At 71.4% G+C, this 17,033-nt stretch carries 13 protein-coding genes; 6 read left to right on the top strand and 7 right to left on the bottom strand.

Features of this window, described 5'->3' with window-relative positions; translation table 11 throughout:
• The first annotated feature begins 3 nt into the window (after nt 1-3).
• The 5 genes from D5S19_RS21710 to D5S19_RS21690 all read left to right on the top strand — a co-directional run bounded on the left by D5S19_RS21710 (nt 4) and on the right by D5S19_RS21690 (nt 7,478).
• The gene (locus D5S19_RS21710) at nt 4-132 is read left to right on the top strand and encodes a SapB/AmfS family lanthipeptide (RefSeq protein WP_098509804.1); all 129 of its coding nucleotides are present in this window, start codon (nt 4-6) and stop codon (nt 130-132) included.
• Nucleotides 133-209: 77 nt separating this feature from the next.
• The gene (locus D5S19_RS21705) at nt 210-2,156 is read left to right on the top strand and encodes a prolyl oligopeptidase family serine peptidase (protein ID WP_120025240.1); all 1,947 of its coding nucleotides are present in this window, start codon (nt 210-212) and stop codon (nt 2,154-2,156) included.
• Nucleotides 2,153-3,799: an ABC transporter transmembrane domain-containing protein gene (locus tag D5S19_RS21700; protein WP_120025204.1), complete on the top strand. Its 1,647-nt coding sequence runs from the start codon at nt 2,153-2,155 to the stop codon at nt 3,797-3,799. Before D5S19_RS21705 ends, D5S19_RS21700 begins: the two co-directional genes overlap by 4 nt.
• Nucleotides 3,796-5,493, top strand: coding sequence for an ATP-binding cassette domain-containing protein (locus D5S19_RS21695; protein ID WP_120025238.1), 1,698 nt, complete (start codon nt 3,796-3,798; stop codon nt 5,491-5,493). The genes D5S19_RS21700 and D5S19_RS21695 overlap by 4 nt, the downstream gene beginning before the upstream one ends.
• Nucleotides 5,490-7,478, top strand: a complete 1,989-nt coding sequence (locus tag D5S19_RS21690; RefSeq protein WP_233574076.1) for a primary-amine oxidase — start codon at nt 5,490-5,492, stop codon at nt 7,476-7,478. Before D5S19_RS21695 ends, D5S19_RS21690 begins: the two co-directional genes overlap by 4 nt.
• Before the next feature lie 77 nt (nt 7,479-7,555).
• On the opposite strand, the gene D5S19_RS21685 is transcribed toward D5S19_RS21690, so the two are convergent.
• Both D5S19_RS21685 and D5S19_RS21680 read right to left on the bottom strand, forming a co-directional pair.
• Nucleotides 7,556-8,737 carry a cytochrome P450 family protein gene (locus tag D5S19_RS21685; protein WP_120025203.1) on the bottom strand — a complete coding sequence of 394 codons (1,182 nt, stop codon included), beginning with the start codon at nt 8,735-8,737 and terminating at the stop codon, nt 7,556-7,558.
• Nucleotides 8,738-8,741: 4 nt separating this feature from the next.
• Nucleotides 8,742-9,572: a TauD/TfdA dioxygenase family protein gene (locus D5S19_RS21680; protein ID WP_120025202.1), complete on the bottom strand. Its 831-nt coding sequence runs from the start codon at nt 9,570-9,572 to the stop codon at nt 8,742-8,744.
• 143 nt (nt 9,573-9,715) lie between these two features.
• On the opposite strand from D5S19_RS21680, the gene D5S19_RS21675 reads away from it, so the two are divergent.
• Nucleotides 9,716-10,726, top strand: a complete 1,011-nt coding sequence (locus D5S19_RS21675) for a methyltransferase (RefSeq protein WP_120025201.1) — start codon at nt 9,716-9,718, stop codon at nt 10,724-10,726.
• A gap of 71 nt (nt 10,727-10,797) precedes the next feature.
• On the opposite strand, the gene D5S19_RS21670 is transcribed toward D5S19_RS21675, so the two are convergent.
• Genes D5S19_RS21670 through D5S19_RS21650 form a run of 5 tightly spaced genes read right to left on the bottom strand, consistent with a single transcriptional unit; the run spans nt 10,798 to nt 16,774 of the window.
• Nucleotides 10,798-12,066 (bottom strand): FAD-dependent oxidoreductase, encoded by a 1,269-nt coding sequence (locus tag D5S19_RS21670; RefSeq protein ID WP_120025200.1) that lies wholly within the window; start codon nt 12,064-12,066, stop codon nt 10,798-10,800.
• Nucleotides 12,063-13,730, bottom strand: a complete 1,668-nt coding sequence (locus D5S19_RS21665) for a prenyltransferase/squalene oxidase repeat-containing protein (protein ID WP_120025199.1) — start codon at nt 13,728-13,730, stop codon at nt 12,063-12,065. Before D5S19_RS21665 ends, D5S19_RS21670 begins: the two co-directional genes overlap by 4 nt.
• Nucleotides 13,727-14,728, bottom strand: a complete 1,002-nt coding sequence (locus tag D5S19_RS21660; RefSeq protein WP_233574075.1) for a UbiA family prenyltransferase — start codon at nt 14,726-14,728, stop codon at nt 13,727-13,729. The genes D5S19_RS21665 and D5S19_RS21660 overlap by 4 nt, the downstream gene beginning before the upstream one ends.
• The gene (locus D5S19_RS21655) at nt 14,718-15,719 is read right to left on the bottom strand and encodes a polyprenyl synthetase family protein (RefSeq protein ID WP_120025197.1); all 1,002 of its coding nucleotides are present in this window, start codon (nt 15,717-15,719) and stop codon (nt 14,718-14,720) included. The genes D5S19_RS21660 and D5S19_RS21655 overlap by 11 nt, the downstream gene beginning before the upstream one ends.
• Nucleotides 15,716-16,774 (bottom strand): aminotransferase class I/II-fold pyridoxal phosphate-dependent enzyme, encoded by a 1,059-nt coding sequence (locus D5S19_RS21650; RefSeq protein ID WP_267901140.1) that lies wholly within the window; start codon nt 16,772-16,774, stop codon nt 15,716-15,718. The genes D5S19_RS21655 and D5S19_RS21650 overlap by 4 nt, the downstream gene beginning before the upstream one ends.
• Nucleotides 16,775-17,033 lie beyond the last annotated feature (259 nt).

Raw genomic sequence — 17,033 nt, 5'->3', positions numbered from 1 at the left:
AAAATGGCACTTCTCGACATGCAGGGCCTGGAGGCTCCCGGCGGCAAGGGCGGCGGCGGCGGTTCCACGCTGACCGTTCTCGGCTGCGCGTCCCACACGCCGAGCAACCTGAGCCTGCTGCTCTGCCACTGACATTGCGCAGTGGCACAAGGGTCCTGGGCGGGGCTTGGTCCCCCGCCCAGGACCCACACTTCGTGAAAGGACCGGCCGTGCCTGCCCGCGACCTCGCCGAACGCCTTCCCCTGGTCGACGACCTGCACGGCCATCGTGTGCCCGATCCCTACCGGTGGCTCGAAGACGCCACCAGCGCGCGGACCCGGAGCTGGCTCGACGGCCAGGACGGCCGCTGGCGCACGCACGCCGCCACCCTGCCCGCACGCAGGCGGCTGCACCAGGACGTGCGGCGGCTGAGCGCGACCGGTGTGGTGACCGCGCCCCGGTGGCGCGGCGATCGGCAGTTCTTCCTCTGGCAGGAACCGGGCCAGGAACACCCCGTGCTTTATGTGTCCGAATCGGACGGTGCCCCGCGCTCGCTCGTCGACCCGATGGCGCTGGACAGTGACGGCCTGGTCGCACTCGACGCGTGGCATCCCAGCCACGACGGCGCCCGCCTCGCGTTCCAGATTTCCCGTGGGGGGACGGAAAACTCGGTACTCCACGTGCTCGACGTAGAATCGGGCGAGCCGCTCGACGGCCCGATCCGCGGCTGCCGGTCCACGCCGGTCGCGTGGCTGCCCGGCGCCGAGGACTTCTGTTACGTGCGGGAGCAGCGTGTGTGGCTGCACCGGGTCGGCACCCCGGTGGATCAGGACGTCGCCGTGACCGGCCGGACCGGATCGTTCGGCTTGGAGATCGACGAGGACGGCCGGTGGCTGATCCTCTCCGAAGGCACCGGGCTGTGGCTCGTCGACCTCGGCACCGGCGCGCTGCGGACCGTCCACGAAGGACCGGACGGGCGCGCGGCTGCCATGCTGCACAAGGATCTTCTGTACATCGTCACCGACCAGGACGCGCCCCGAGGCCGCGTGTGCGTGGCCGACCCCTCCGCGCCCTCGCAGTGGCGTGAGCTGATCCCCGAGGACCCGGCGGCGGTGATCAGCGGACTGGCCGTGCTGGACGGGATGCTCGTGGTGAGCCGGATCCGCCACGCGATCGGCGAAGTGAGCCTGCACGACCTCGGCACCGGCGACCGGGTCGCCGAGGTGCCGGTGCCCGGTGCCGGATCGCTGGGCTCGGTGTCGACGCGCGGGCACGAGGCCTGGTTCGGCTACACCGACAGCGTGACGCCTGGCGCGGTTCACCGCTACGACGCCGAGACGCACCAGACGACACTGTGGGCGGGACCGCCCGGTATCACCGTGCCCGAAGTGACCAGCCGGCAAGTGACCGCGACTTCCCCGGACGGCACCCCGATCCGGGTCGTGGTCCTCGCGAAGCCCGGCAGCGGTCCGCGGCCCACGATCCTCTACGGCTACGGCGGTTTCGGCATTCCGCTGACGCCTTCGTATTCCAGCTACATCCTCGCGTGGGTCGAAGCGGGCGGTGTCTTCGCGTCCGCCCAGGTGCGGGGCGGCGGTGAGGAGGGCGAGCAATGGCACCGCGACGGCATGCTCGACCGCAAGCAGAACGTCTTCGACGACTTCGTCGCCGTGGCCGAGCACCTCATCGCCGAGGGCTGGACCACGCCGGCGCAGCTGGGCATCTGCGGTGAGTCCAACGGCGGGTTGCTGGTCGCGGGCGCGCTGACCCAGCGTCCGGAGCTGTTCGCCGCCGCGGTGTGCTCGGCGCCGCTGCTCGACATGGTGCGCTACGAGCGGTTCGGCCTCGGACTGCAGTGGCGCGAGGAGTACGGCACCGCCGAGGATCCCGAACAACTGGCCTGGCTGCTGGGCTATTCGCCGTACCACCGGGTTCGGGAGGGCGTCGCCTACCCGGCGGTACTGTTCACGACGTTCGGCGGTGATACCCGGGTGGACCCGATGCACGCCCGCAAGATGTGCGCGGCCCTCCAGTGGGCGACCACGAGCGGACGGCCGGTGCTGCTGCGTCACGAACCCGACGTCGGCCACGGCGCGAGCTCGGCCACCCGGGCGATACAGCTGGCCGGCGACATGCTCGCGTTCCTCGCCGCGCACACCGGACTGGACATCCCATGATCACCTTCGGCGACGTGGCGCGGCGCGCGGGAGGCTGGCTACCGTTGATCGGGCTCGCCGGGCTCGTCGGCAGTCTCGGCACGCTCGCGTTGCCCACCGTGCTGGGCAACGCGGTCGACGCGCTGATCACCGGGCACAGCAGCGCTTTCTGGGTGGTGGCCGCCGGGCTCCTGATCGCCGCCAACGTCGTCTTCGACGTGATCGACGCCTACGCGGGCACCGCCTGCGTCGCCGGGACCACGGCGTGGCTGCGCGATCGCGTCGTGCGGCACGTGCTCGCGATCGGCCCGGCCCGTTCCGCCCGGTTTGAGACAGGCGACCTGGTGACGCGGGTGTCGGGCAGCGCCACCGAGGCCGCACAGGCCGGCCCTGCGCTCGTCACGACGGTCTCGGCCGCGTTGCCGCCGATCGGCAGCCTGGTGCTGCTGGCGTGGATCGATCTGTGGCTCGCACTCGCCTTGCTGGCCGGGCTGGCGCTGGTGGTGGTCGTGTTGCGGACGTTCGCCTTGCGCAGCGCCGAGGTGATGCTGGCCTACCTGCGGACGCAGGGCACGATCGCGGCCAGGCTCGCCGAATCCCTCGGCGGGGCGCGGACCATCGCCGCCGCGGGCACGGTCGGCGTGGAGGAACGCCGGGTGCTCGCGGACCTGCCCGACCTGCACGAACACGGCATCGGCACCTGGAAGGTCATGGCGCGCTCCAGCGCGCAGGCAACCCTGGTCGGCCCGCTCGTGCTGGTCGCCGTGCTCGCGGCCGGCGGCCTCGAAATGCTGCGTGGCCGGATCACTCCGGGCGAGCTGTTCGCCGCCAGCCAGTACGCGGTGATCGGCGGCGGGCTCGGCGCGTTGACCGGGGTCTTCAGCAGGCTCGCCAGGGCCAAGGCGGGAGTGCACCGCGTCGGCGAGGTGCTCGGCACCGAACCGCTCCCCTATGGCGCCGAACCGTTGCCGGCCGGACCCGGCACCCTCGAATTCCGTGACGTGACCGTACGCGCGGACGACGCAGTGCTGCTGGAGAACGTGACTCTGCGGGTCCAGGGAGGGGCCGCGGTGGCCGTGGTCGGAGCGTCCGGAGCGGGCAAGTCGGTGCTCGCGGAGGTGGCCGCACGGCTGCGTACACCGGATGAGGGCGAGGTCCTGCTCGACGGTGTTGCGCTGGCCGCGCTGGATCATCACGCGCTGCGGGCCGCGGTCGGATGCGCGTTCGAGCGGCCGGTGCTCGTCGGTGCGTCGATCGGGGACGCCGTGGCTGCCGGGCGCGACGTCGACGTGCGAGCGTCGGCGCGCGCGACGCACGCGAACGAGTTCGTCAACCGGCTGCCCGACGGCTATGCGACGCCGCTGACCGAGGCGCCGATGTCCGGCGGCGAGTACCAGCGGCTCGGTCTGGCCCGTGCGTGGCCCGCGCGCCGCCTGCTGGTCCTCGACGACGCAACGTCCAGTGTGGACATGGTGACCGAAATGCAGATCGCCCGCACGCTCACCGAGGACCACGGCGGGCGCACGCGGCTGATCGTCACGCACCGCGCGGCGACCGCGGCTCGCGCCGACCTCGTGGTCTGGCTGGACAAGGGCAAGGTGGCCGCGACCGGCACCCACGAGCAGCTGTGGGCGCGGCCCGGCTACCGGGAGGTGTTCGGGTGAAACGCGAAATAGCCTTCGGCATCAAGACGATGCCGCGCGGGCCGGTGGTGGCATTGCTGCTGTGGTCGGTGCCCGAGGCGCTGCCCGCCGCGCTCTCCGGCGTCGCGGTCGCGAACGCCGTCGACTCGGGTTTCCTGGCGAACCGCCCGGCCGTGGGCCTCGCGTGGCTCGGCCTGCTGCTCGTCGCCGCCGGATTGGGTTCCCTCGGCTCGCGGCAGGTGTACCGGCTGCTCGGCGCGCTGGTCGAGCCGTTCCGCGACACGCTCGTGCGCAAGGTCGTCGGCGGGGCGCTGCGGCACGCGGTGCACGGGCGTGCCGACGACGGGGCCATCGCCCGCCTGACCCACCAGGTCGAGATCGTCCGGGACACCTACGCCGGGCTGATCGTGGTGCTGCGCGGGTTCGTCGTCACGGTCGTGGGCGTCGTGGTCGGGATGCTGTCGGTCGACCCGGTGATCGTGGCCTTGCTGCTGCCGCCGTTCCTGCTGGGCCTCGGCCTTTTCCTGGGCACGCTCGGGATGGCGGCCGAACGGTTCCGCCGGTCGGTGCACGCCGACGAGCGTCTCGCCGTCACCGCCGGGGCCGTCCTGGCCGGCACCCGCGACATCGCCGCGACCGGTGCCGAAGAGCACGCGGCGGGCATGGTCGCCGGGCCGATCCGGGCCCAGGCCGACGCGGAGCGCGCGATCGCCGGTGTCACGGCGGCCCGCAGTCTCTGCCTGGCGGTCGGCGGCTGGGTGCCGCTGGTCGTCCTGCTCGTCGCCGGACCGTGGCTGGTCAGCCGCGGGCTCACCGCCGGGGCCGTGATGGGCGGGCTCACGTATGTCCTCATTGGACTCCAGCCGGTACTGCGCAACCTCATGACCGCCGTCGGCGGCAGCGGGCTGCGGTACACCGTCACCCTCCGCCGCATCCTCGACGCCGCCGAGCCGCCGGCCGAACCGGAGCGCCGGGCCGAGGCCGGCCGTGGCGGCGGCCTGACCGTCCGCGACCTCACTTTCGCCTACGGAGCGCACGCCGAGCCTGTGCTGCGCGGGCTCGATCTCGTCGTCGAGCCGGGTGACCACCTCGCCATCGTCGGACCCAGCGGCATCGGCAAGTCCACCCTGGCGGGGCTGCTCTGCGGGCTCCTGCGCCCCGATGCCGGCGCGGTCCTGCTCGGTGATGTCCCCGTGTCCGAGCTGTCCCCCGAACGGCTCGCCCAGGCACGAACGCTGATCCCGCAAGAGGCATACGTCTTCGCGGGCACCGTGTGGGACAACCTGACCTACTTCGCCCCGGACGCCGATCCCGAACTGGTCGCGCAAGCGGTTACCGCGATCGGCGCGGACGAACTCGTGAGGCGGCTCGGCGGCGAGGTCGTGCCGTCTGCGTTGTCGGCCGGTGAACGTCAGCTGATCGCACTGGTACGGGCCTATCTCTCACCGGCCGCGGTGGTCGTGCTGGACGAGGCGACCTGCCATCTCGACCCCGCCGCCGAACGCCGGGCGGAGGAGGCGTTCGCCCGGCGCGGCTGTACGCTGATCGTGATCGCGCACCGGATCAGCTCGGCGTTGCGCGCCCGCCGCGTGCTGGTGCTCGACGGCACCGGCGCGGCCGTCGGCGATCATCGGACGCTCGTCGAGACCTCTCCGCTCTACCGGGACCTGCTCGGTCACTGGAACCCCGATCGCCGCCTGGAGGAAGTGCCATGACCGCAGGGGAAAGCGCCGCTCAGCCGGCCCCCCGGGACGAAACGAAATGTTGCCACGGGCAGCCGGGCGAGGCCCCGGCGACCGTGCGTCCGCTCGCGCCGCTCACCGCCGAGGAGATCGCGGCCACCTCCGCGATTCTCAAGGGTGCCAAGGGACTCGGCGCCATGGTCCGGTTCATCAGCGTCGAGCTGCACGAACCGGCCAAACGGTCCGTGCTCGACGGTGTACCGGCCGGCCGCGAGGCGTTCGTCGTCCTGCGCGACCGGGACAGCCGCACCACCGTCGAGGCCGTCGTCTCGATCAGCCGCGGCGAACTCGTGTCCTGGCGCGAGGTGCCCCACGCGCAGCCGGGCTTCTCCCGCGACGAATTCGACGAGTGCGACACGGTCCTGCGTGCCGACCCCGATTTCCAGGAAGCGTTGCGGCGCCGCGGGGTCACCGACATGGAGTCGGTCGCGATCGACCTGTGGGCGGCGGGCCACACCGGCCCGGCCGAGGACCCGGCCCGGCGCCTGATGCGCCCGCAGATCTACGTGCGGCAGGGCAAGTTCGACAATCGGTACGCGCACCCGGTCGAAGGCCTGACCGTCCTGGTCGACATCGATCGGATGGAGGTCGCCGAACTCGTCGATCACGGGGTGGTGCCGATCCCGCCCCGGCACGGCAACTACATCCCGGAACTGGTCACCGGAGAGATCGACGGCTATCCGGACAACGTGCCGGCCTTCGGCGCGACCCGGACCGACCTGCGCCCGCTGGAGATCACCCAGCCGGACGGCCCGAGCTTCACCGTCGATGGGCACGAGCTGCGCTGGCAGCGCTGGCGCCTGAACGTCGGCTACACCATGCGAGAAGGCCTTGTGCTGCACCAGATCAGCTACGACGACGGCGGGCGCGAGCGGCCGATCGTGTACCGGGCCTCGATGTCGGAGCTGTACGTGCCCTATGGCGACCCGAATCCGTCGCAGCGGGTGAAGAACGCCTTCGACATCGGCGAAGGCGGCATCGGGCCGTGGCTCAACTCGCTCGCGCTGGGCTGCGACTGCCTCGGCGAAATCCGCTACCTGGACGTCGTGATGTGCGATGACGACGGCGATCCGGTGACGCTGCCGAACGCCATCTGCATCCACGAGGAGGACGACAACCTCGTCTGGAAGCACACCGACGGCAACCTCGGGCACGCGGAGACCCGCCGTCAGCGACGGCTCGTGGTCTCCTGCTGGGCCACCGCGAACAACTACGACTACGGGTTCTTCTGGTACTTCTACCTCGACGGCACCATCGAGTTCGAGGTGAAGCTGACCGGCATCGTGTCCACCGGCGCATACGAGGGCGAAGATCCGGTGTACGGCACGGTGGTGGCTCCGGGCCTGTACGCGCCGAACCATCAGCACTTCTTCAACATGCGGCTGGACATGTCCGTCGACGGAGAACACAACAGCGTGTACGAAGTGGACACTGTCGCCATGCCCGGCGCCGAGCAGCACAATGCCTTTGCCGCGCAAGGGAAGCTGCTTGCCCGGGAAAGCGAGGCGCAGCGGCTGGTCGATCCGCTCGCCGGTCGCAATTGGACAGTCGTGAATCCGTCGGTGCGCCACCACACCGGACGCCCGGTCGGCTACCAGCTGATGCCGGGCACGAACGTCCTGCCGCTGGCACAGGCCGGATCCCAGACGAGCCGGCGCGCGGGCTTCGCCTACCGGCATCTGTGGGTCACCGCCTACGATCCGGCGCAGCGCTATGCCTCCGGCGAGTACCCCAACCAGCGTCCCGGCGACGACGGCCTCGCCGAATACGCGAAGGCCGACCGGCCGCTCGTGGACACCGATGTCGTCCTCTGGTACACGTTCGGCACGAACCATGTCCCCCGCCCGGAGGACTGGCCCGTGATGCCGGTGTCCAAGGTGGGCTTCCACCTCAAGCCGGTCGCCTTCTTCGCCGCGAACCCCGCACTCGACCTCCCGCGCCCCGGACACCACGGCTGAAAAGCTGTGAAGGGTCCCTTCACGGACTCAGAGTCCGTGAAGGGACCCTTCACAGCCCTGTCCCGAAGACGCGCGGACTACGGCTGCAGGATCACGGGGAATGCCCTCGGCGCGTGGACGTGCACGCTGCGCCGGAACGTCAGCTCCTCGTCCGGAGCGGCGGCCCGCAGGTTCGGGAAGCGGTCGAACAGCGCCGGCACGGCGACCTCCGCCTCCAGCCGGACGAGTGCCGCCCCGAGGCACCGGTGGATGCCGTGGCCGAACGCGACGTGTCCGGCGGTGTCGCGATCCGGGTCCAAAGTGGACGCATCGGGGAACCGGCGGGGGTCGCGGTCGGCGGCTCCGGTCGAGAGGGTGACCGACGCGCCGCGCGGGATCCGGACCCCGTTGATCTCCAGGTCTTCGGTGGCGAACCGCAGCGAGGCGTTGAGGGCGGGTGAGATCCAGCGCAGCAGCTCCTCGATCAGGTTCGCCGCCGTGTCCGGCTTCAGCCGCTCGCGCGCGGCGGGGTCGGCCAGCAGGGCCCGCACGGAGTTCGTGATGAATACCGCCGACGTCTCGTGGCCGGCCATCAGCAACAGCATGGCCATCGCGACGATCTCGATGTCGGACAGGTGTTCACCGCCCTCGGAGGCCTCGATGAGCCCCGACAGCAGCGCGTCGTCCGGATCCTTGCGGCGCAGCGCGACGAGCCCGCTCAGATAGTCCGCCAGCTGGGCCGACGCGCGGATCAGTTCGGGTTCGGGGCACTCGTCGATCAGCACCGTCGACCAGTGGGCGAAGTCCTCGCGGTCCAGTTCCGGTACGCCGATCAGCTCGCAGATCACCTCCATCGGCAGCGGAATCGCATAGCGCGCCACGAGGTCCACGGGTTCACCGGTGGGCAGCTCGGCGAGCAGGGACTTGGCGATCGCCTCCACGCGAGGACGCAACTCGGCCACCCGCCGTACGGTGAACGCCTGGGTGACCAGCCGGCGCAGCCGCGTGTGGTCGGGCGGGTCGAGCGAGGTGAGCATGTGCGACATGGGCGCGGGCAGCCCCGGTGGCGCGAGTGCGCGTTCCTCCTCCGACAGCGCGGCGCGGTAGTCCTTCGCCAGACGCGGGTCGGCGAGCCCGGCACGCACGTCGGCGTAGCGGGTGACGAGCCAGGTCGGCCCCGTCTCGAACGTCACCTCGCGCACCGGAGTGTGCTCGCGGGCGTACTCCAGCGCGCGGTGCGGGTCCTGCCAGTACAGCTCCATGAAATCCGTGTCGTTCATGGGGTCACTTCTTTACCGCGGTCGCGCTCATGCCCGGCCCCTGGTGGTGCGCCCACCGTGGGCCGTCGCCCTTGGGCTCGTCGCCGAGCACGGTGACCCGGCGGCCGACCCGGCGCGCCGAATAGTCGTTGACGGCGTAGTGCTGGGTGGCGCGGTTGTCCCAGACCGCGACCGCGCCCTCGTTCCACCTGAAGCGGCATACCCGCTGCGGGCTTTCGGACACGGTGAACAGGTGCGCCAGCAGCGCCTCGCTTTCCCCGGCCGTCAGCTGCGGAATGCGCTGGGTGAACATGCGATTGACATAAAGCGAACGCCTGCCGGTTTCCGGGTGAACGCGCACAACGGGGTGCTCGGCCTCGCTGCGGAACGATCCGTAGGCGAACCCGTGCAGCGCGGTGAGGCCGTCGACCAGTTCCCGGATCGGCTCGGACAGCGCCTCGTACGCCAGATACTGGTTGCTCCACATCGTGTCGCCCCCGACTTCCGGCGACTGCAGGATCTGCAGGACCGAGGCGATCGGCGGCGACTGCGCGTAGGTGACATCGGTGTGCCACACATCGGCCTTGGCCCCCGCGTCGGAGTCGAGGACCACGATCTCCTCGTGCTCGGGCAGCTTGGGCAGGAACTGGTGCACCTCCAGCTGCCCGAAACGGCTGCCGAACGCCTTGTGGTCGGCGGGGGTGAGCCCGGCCTCGTCACGGAAGAACAGCACCAGGTGTTCGAGCAGCAATTGGTGGATCCGACCGAACAAGGCGTCGTCGACGTCGGCGAGGGCAATGCCGCGGACCTCGGCCCCCAAGGCCCCGGTGAGGGGACGGACATCCAGAGAACTCATTTTTCACCCATTCCTGAGAGCCATTCCGCGCACTGCGGAACGGATGCTGCAACTACGGCCGGAACCTTGCCGACGACGGTTTTCCGTGCCATCTTTCAGGGCAATACCGACTCCACCTCCGGGGCATTCCCGAAAGGACCACCTTGACCAGCGAGACCAGTGAGACCACCGGAACCGCCGCGCTCGCCGCGCTCGTCGACCTCGCCACGCCGTTCGCGGTACGGACCGCGGTCGCGCTGAGGCTGCCCGAGCTGATCCGCGACGGGCACACCACGACCGACGCGCTGGCGCAGGCGTCCGGCACCGATCCGGACGCGCTGGCCCGCCTGCTGCGCCACCTCGTGGCGGTCGGCCTGTTCGCCGAGCCCGCGCCGGGCGAGCACGCGCTCACCGGCGTTTCCCGGGCGCTGCTGGACGAATCCCACGCGCTGCTGCGGTCGTGGCTCGACGCCGAGGGCCCCGGCCAGAAGATGGACCTGGCCTACAGCGGGATGCTGCACGCGGTCCGCACCGGCCGGTCGGCCTACGGTGCCGTGCACGGCAAGGACTTCTGGTCGGATTACCGCGAAGACGAGGACCTGCGGACGTTCTTCGGCGCGACGATGGCCGGGTTCGCTTGGCAGACCGGACCGGAGGTCGCCGCCCGCTACGACTGGAGTGCCGTGTCGAGCGTGATCGACGTCGGTGGCGGCACCGGGGCATTGCTGGCGGCCGTGCTGAAGGCGCACCCGCACCTGGGCGGCGCGGTGCTGGACCTGCCCGAGGTCCGGCCGGAGGCCGAGGAGTTCCTCGCCACGCTCGGCGGCCGGGCGAAGTTCGTCGGCGGCAGCTTCTTCGACCCGCTGCCCACCGGCCACGACGTGCTGATCGTCTCGCGCGTGCTGACCGACTGGCCCGATGCGGACGCCACCCGGATCCTGACCCGGTGCGCGGAGGCGGCCGGCGAAGGCCGCGTGCTCGTGGTGGAGGTGCTCGCCGGTGCCGAGCACGCCAAGAACAACTCGTCGTTCGACCTGCAATCGCTGACCCTGCTCGGCGGCCGGGAACGCCGTCCGGAGGACTTCGACGGGCTCGCCGCGCCCGCCGGTCTCGTCCGGCGAGGACGGATCGACGGGGAGAACGGGCTGGTGGTCCTGGAGTACGCCCGCGCGTGACCGGCCCGTCCTGTTTCCCCGGCGCTTTCCGGGGAAACAGGACGGCGAACCGGTGATCGACCACAGTGGACTCATCGGGCCGGTTCCCGGGCCTCGGCGGGGCGCACCCAGGAGGGCAGCCGGGTGGCGCGCGGGTCGGGCACCAGCCCGATCTGGTGCAGCCGGTCCAGCGGCGTCAACTTGCGCACTCCGAGCCCCGACATCGTGTGCATGACCTCGTGCCGGATCCGGTCGTTGGCCCCCGTGCCCGACAGCGCGCGCCGGCCGACCCACGACCGGGTCGTGATCATCCGCGCGGCATTGTGGCTGGTCCGGCCGATGTGCGCGAGATCGGCCCGGCGCGCCTCGTCATAGCGGCGCAACGCGTGGTCGAGGACGCCTGCGGCCAGCGTTCCGCCCTGGCGCACCATCGTGGCCAGCCCGTGCGCATCGGCGATCGCGCTGTTCATGCCCTGCGCCGCCATCGGGTGCACGGAGTGGCCGCTCTCCCCCACCAACGCGATTCCCGGCGCCACCAAGGTGTTCGCCATCGACCGGGACACCGGCAGCACCTGCCGTCGCGCCAGCCCCGCCCGAAACGACGCGGCCAGCGGTGCCAGGCCGGCGCATCCGTCGAGCACCCGGTCCGCCCACGCGCCCAAGCCGTCCTGGCCGACCCCGCGCAACTCGTCCGGCGCGACCTGCACATAGAGCCGGACCCGACGTCCCGGCAGCGGATAGTGCAGCCGCAACCCGCCGTCGCCGACGTAGGCCGAGAAGTCGGGCTCGATCTCGTCGACGTCGTGCAGTTCGAAGGCTGCCAGGCGATGTGGGTAGTCGCGGCGCTCGGCGCTCAGCCCGGCCGCCGTGCGCAGGCGGGAGGAGACGCCGTCCGCGGCAACGAGGAGCGCCGCGGGGATGTCGCCGTCGTCGCATCGCACGCCGGTCACCCGGCCACCGGACCGCAACAATTCACGGACGCGCACGCCCCGGCGCACCTCGACACCGGCGGGGAGCGCGTCGGTCAGTGCGTCGAGAATCGCCTGATAGTCGTGGGCCAGCAGCCACGACTGCGCGGCCGGAAGCCGGCTGTAGTCGAGCACCATGCGCGGCGAGCCGTCCGAGGCACGGGCGACCAGGCGTGACAGCCGCATCGCACCGGCTGCTTCGAGCCGTTCGGTCACGCCCCATTCGTCCAGGATCGCCAGCGAGCCCGGCTGCAGCACCTCGCCCTTGGCCACCGGCGCGGGCACGGATTGCTTCTCCAGCACCAGAACCCGCTGCCCCAACCGGCCCAGTGCACAAGCGGCGGCCAGGCCCGCCACCCCGGCGCCGCAGACGACGACCTCCGGCCGGCTCATCGGGCCACCGCCCGATAACGGCCCAGCGCACGCAACGCCATGCCGTTCGTGAAGCCCGGGTTGGCGTAACGGCTGACCCACCGGACGTACTCGTGCACCGGCTCGGGAGTCCACCCGCCCTCGGCGACGCGGGTGTCGAGCAGCCAGCGCACCCCGGACGCCACCTCGGCCGGCTCCTCCCCCGCCGCCAGCAGCGCCGACACCGCCCAGCCCGTCTCCTCGGCGGTGCCTGCGACGCCGTGACCATCGCCCCACGAGCCGTCGTCGTTGCGCGTCCTGATCAGCCACGACCGTGCCCGCCGCGCGACCGGGTCTCCTGCTTTGCCGCAGTGGGCGAAGGTCTCCAGCACCGCCGCGGTACCCATCGTGTGCTCGCGGTACCAGACCGACTCGTAGCTGCCATCGGGCCGCTGCGCCCGGCCCAGCCACCGCAACGCCCGGCGAATCCGCTGGTCGCCTACAGGCACGCCCGCGTCGAGCAGGGCGTCGACCGCTTGGGCTGTCGTCATCGGGCACGGACCGCTGTTGACGACCTTGGTGTTGCGTACGCAGAGCCCCCACGAACCGCGGCTGTCCTGGCGATTGCCGAGCCACGCCGCACCGACGCGCACGGCTTTGTCCTGTCCACTGCCCGGCAGCTTCGCCAGCACGGAGACGATCTCGCCGGTCTCCAGCACCGCGGGCCAGCCGTGCGCCCCCGACCAGCCCCAGAACCCCGGTGGGCAAGCGAAAGCGAGAAACGGCCGACGCTGTTGCAGGCGCACGAACAGGTCCCGGGACAGCTCCAGCCGGGGGTCATCGCGATAGCCCGCCTCGATCAGGCCGCGCACCGAGTACATCGTCCAGGCGCCGTCCAGCGGGGTCGTCGCCCATGAACCGTCCGGATCCATAGTGCGCCGGAACCACTGCACGGCCGCGTCGACCATGTCCTGCCCCAGCCCGGCTCGTGCGAGGCCGATGCAGACGAGCCCGGTCACCCAGGCGTCCTCCGACCAGGAGCCGGCGGAGCCTTCGTGCTCGAAGGCCTGCCGGATGACCCGCAGCGCGTTCGGCTCCGCACGGCGGGCCAGCGTCCGCTGCACCCGCGTCAGCGGACGGTGCCGGGTCTGCGCGAGCCCTAGTGCCGAGGCCATCGGCAGCCGCACGTCGAACAGCCGCCGGTACAAGCCCGGGACCAGCGCGAGTTCCAGCGGGAACCGGCGCATCCGCTGCGGGGAGAGCCAACCTGCGAAGCCGTAGAACTGGCGGCACCACATCACGACCTCCGGATGCGGGATCGCCTCCAGGCCGCCGTAGTCCGCCATCCACCGTTGCCCGTCGGCGACCTCCGCGGCGTTGCCCTCCGGGTCGATCAGGTGCAACGCCGCCGCCGACACCGCGGTCGTGCCCGGTTCGCTCGGCAGCCCGGGCACCAGCGCCCAGCCGCCGTCCTCGTTGCGCGTGCGGCGCAACCGGTCCACGCCCGCCGCGATCAGGTCCGCGGCGCCGCCGGGATCCGCGAAGTGCAGCGCGGTGATCGCACCCGCGGTGGCGAGCGTCGAGCGCAGGCTGCTCGCCCCGTAGTCGAACACCCCGTCCGGACGCTGGGCTCCGAACAGTGCCTGCGCCCCCGCGGAGATGGCGGTGTCCAGCTCCTCCACCGTGCCGGTGTGGACCGAGGTCATGGCCTCTCTCCCTTCTTCGGTGTCTCATCCGGGAATTCGTGCCGTGACCGCATCCGGCCCTGCAGGACGAGGGAAAAGACGAGCGCCGGCACCAGTACCGGCACGGCGACGCCGAGACCGGCCGCACCCGCCACCACGGCCGAAGTCAGCACCAGCCGTTCGGCGACCAGCAGCTCGTGCGAGCGGAGAGCCCGCCTCGCAGTCAACGATGCGGGCCGCGCCACCGACAGCGCACAGCCGCCGATCACCACGGCGACGGCCACCAGCGTGAGCTGCGCACCGGGCTGCTCGGCGACCAGCGCGCCGGCACCGACCGCGGCCGTTCCTGCCACCCACAACACGGCAGCGAGCCGGACCGCCGCCGTGACGCCGTGACGCACCGGGACCGACTGGTACCCGCCTGCCCGGTCGCCGTCGACGTCCCGCACCGTGCCGATCAGGTTGGACGCGGTGTCGTGCAAGAGAAAACCCATGGCCACCGGCAGCAGCTCCAGCGGTGGCCAGGGCACGGCGGTCATCGCGCCGATCGCCAGCGCCAGCGCCGACAACACCCCCCGGCTGAGGTTTCCGCTCAGCCCCAGGCGTTTGAACACCGCGCTGTAGGCGACGATGCCACTCATCGCCACCGCGAAGATCGGCAGGATGCGCCAGTTCAGCGCGACCGCGATGGCCAAGGACGCCACCGCACAGCCGATTCCCGCGGCCAGCGCCACGGACGGCGGCATCCGGCCGGACGGAATCGGCCGCTGTGGCTTCGCGATCGCGTCCAGGTGGCGGTCGAGGTGGTCGCCGAGGTAGTGCCCCGAGAGCCAGCCCAGCACCGGGGTCAGCACCGCGACCGCGATTTCAGCCGGGCGCCGGCCCCCGGCGACCAGCACCCCGGCGAGCCCGAGCAGGGCCGGGTAGCACGTCGTGTACGGCCGCCAGGTCTCCCAGTGCGCCGCCACCCTCCCCCTCGCCCGGCGGGTGACACCGGGCGCGCGCGCCTCAGTGGTCACGGTCGACGGCGATCTCGGCGATCCGTGAAAGCCGTTCCGCGGCAACGGTTCCCGGCAACTCGGGCAGGCGCGCCACCGCGATGCGGGAGCGCTCGCGCGCGAGGCTGCGGGCGGTGCTCAGCGCACCGCTGCCGACCACCGCGTGCCGCAGCGACTCCAGTGTCTCGGCCGGATCGAGCGTGCCGGACAGCGCTATCTCGACGGCTTCCCGGTGCTCCCTGCGGCCGTCGCGGTGCGCGATCAGCACCGGCCAGGTCGGCCGGAGATTGGCCGCGTCGCTGACATCGGGCTTGCCGGATTCGCCGGAGTCCAGGTACGGCAGGAGATCGTCGTACATCTGGAAGGCCACGCCGATGTGGTGGCCGTAGTCGCCGAGCAGGTCGGCCTGCTCGGCGGAGCCGCCGCCGAGCAGCGCCCCCGCCCGGCAGGCGGCCCGGAACAACGCAGCCGTCTTCAACGCGGCGACGTCGAGATAATCCTCCAGCCGGCTGCCCGGCCCGGCGGCGGACGGCGGCGTCATCAACGACTCCAGCACCTGTCCCCGGCACAGATCACCGCCCGCGCGGGCGAACTCGTCGACGACCGCCACCACGACCTCGGCCGGTGCGGGACACTCGGCGACCGCCGCGAACAGGTCGAACAGCAGTGCATCGCCGGTCACGATCGCGTCTGCCACGCCGTAGCGCGCCTGCACCGAGGGACGGCCGCGGCGCAGCTCGTCGCCGTCGATGATGTCGTCGTGCACCAGCGACGCCACGTGCAGGTGCTCGACCGCCACCGCCGCGGGAAGCGCCGTCTCGGCGACTCCGCCGACCGCCTCCGCCGACGTGACCAGCATCAATGGGCGCAGCAGCTTGCCCGGCATGGCCATGGCATAGTGGGTCAGCTCGCCGAACCGGTCTTCGGACGGGGAACGCCGGCGGACCAAGGCGCCGCGGATCACCTCCGAGCGGTCGCCGGCCTGCAGCGCCTCGCTCATCATGCCGGTCATTGCACGGCCTCCGGGACCAGCGGTCTTCCGGCGAACACGCGGGCCGCAGCGAGCACCGCGTCGTTGGCCTCCGGCAGACCGGTGCTCACGCGGACGCCACCGGCGACCTCCCGCACGATCACCCCGCTCGCGGCGAGATGGGCCATGAACTCCTGATTGCGCGGCCCCAGACGCACCCACACGTAGTTCCCGCCGCTGGGCGGGACATCGAAGCCGAGCGCGACTAGCCCCGCGTGGACCCGGTCCCGTTCTTCGGCCACTTCAAGGCATTGCGCACGCATACGATCGCCGGCGTCGAGCGCCGCCAGCGCTGCCGCTTGGGCGACGGTGGGCACACGGTAGAACGGCGTCGTCCGACGCAGCGGCCCCACCACCTCTTCCACTCCGGTGAGGTAGCCGACGCGCAGGCCGATCAAGCCGTGCGACTTGGAGAAGGTCCGTACCACCGCCAGGCGCGGATCGGGCACCGTTGTCACGTCGCCGATCGCGGCCGGGTCGGCGAACTCCCGATACGCCTCGTCGACCAGCAGGAGCACGTGCGGCGGCAGGGCGTCGAGCAAGGATTCGAGCCACGGCACGCCGAGTACTTCCCCGGTGGGATTGTTCGGGTTGCACACCAGCACGACGCGGGTCCGCTCGGTGACCGCCGCGGCGACAGCGGCGAGATCCTGCCGGTCGTCGGCGTCACCCGGCACCGCGACCGGCTCGGCTCCCGCATTCCGGATCAGCAGCGGATAGAGGTCGAACGACGGCCATGTGTGCACCACGGTCGCCCCGGGTGCACAGTGCGCGGACAGGAACTGCTGGAGCAATGCCGCGGAACCGGCCCCGGCGACGACCCGGCCGGGCGCCGTGCCGAGTTCGGTGGCCAGCCGCTGTTCCAGGCGCGCGGCCAGCGCGTCGCCGGTCACGTTGACCGCGGCGAGCGACCCCTCCAGAGCCTCCCGGACCCCCGGCAGCATAGGCCAATGATTCTCGTTCAACGACAATTGATGAGTAATTCGACTCAACTCTGCGAACCTTCCCGAGCAGCGGGGCCCCGAGCCTAGGAGCACCACCAAGAGAACGTCAATACTCCTGGCCACGGAACTTAAATTCTGGAAAAATGTAATCGCGCACGCTGACAACAGCTATTAAATTGCTGCGACGCAAATAGGCAAGCTCCCGAAAAGGAGTGTGCCCGTAGAGGCACACTCTGGGCGACGAAAGGTCATGCCCGGACCGAGCCACCCGGCGGGCCGCTATCCTCGGGTCGCCGCACCCCCCGGAAGGCTGTGAAGGGTCCCTTCACGGACTCAGAGTCCGTGAAGGGAC

This window comes from Amycolatopsis panacis (assembly GCF_003600245.1).
GTDB classification, from domain to species: domain Bacteria; phylum Actinomycetota; class Actinomycetes; order Mycobacteriales; family Pseudonocardiaceae; genus Amycolatopsis; species Amycolatopsis sulphurea.
Note: the sequence above shows the minus strand (reverse complement) of the source record. Positions and strands in the feature narration are given on the sequence as shown.

Bases quoted from the DNA above. Each gene is read 5' to 3' on its own strand.
- D5S19_RS21710 (WP_098509804.1), top strand. From the start codon at position 4: ATGGCACTTCTCGACATGCAGGGCCTGGAGGCTCCCGGCGGCAAGGGC.
- D5S19_RS21700 (WP_120025204.1), top strand. From the start codon at position 2,153: ATGATCACCTTCGGCGACGTGGCGCGGCGCGCGGGAGGCTGGCTACCG.
- D5S19_RS21690 (WP_233574076.1), top strand. From the start codon at position 5,490: ATGACCGCAGGGGAAAGCGCCGCTCAGCCGGCCCCCCGGGACGAAACG.
- D5S19_RS21685 (WP_120025203.1), bottom strand. From the start codon at position 8,737: ATGAACGACACGGATTTCATGGAGCTGTACTGGCAGGACCCGCACCGC.
- D5S19_RS21680 (WP_120025202.1), bottom strand. From the start codon at position 9,572: ATGAGTTCTCTGGATGTCCGTCCCCTCACCGGGGCCTTGGGGGCCGAG.
- D5S19_RS21670 (WP_120025200.1), bottom strand. From the start codon at position 12,066: ATGAGCCGGCCGGAGGTCGTCGTCTGCGGCGCCGGGGTGGCGGGCCTG.
- D5S19_RS21665 (WP_120025199.1), bottom strand. From the start codon at position 13,730: ATGACCTCGGTCCACACCGGCACGGTGGAGGAGCTGGACACCGCCATC.
- D5S19_RS21655 (WP_120025197.1), bottom strand. From the start codon at position 15,719: ATGACCGGCATGATGAGCGAGGCGCTGCAGGCCGGCGACCGCTCGGAG.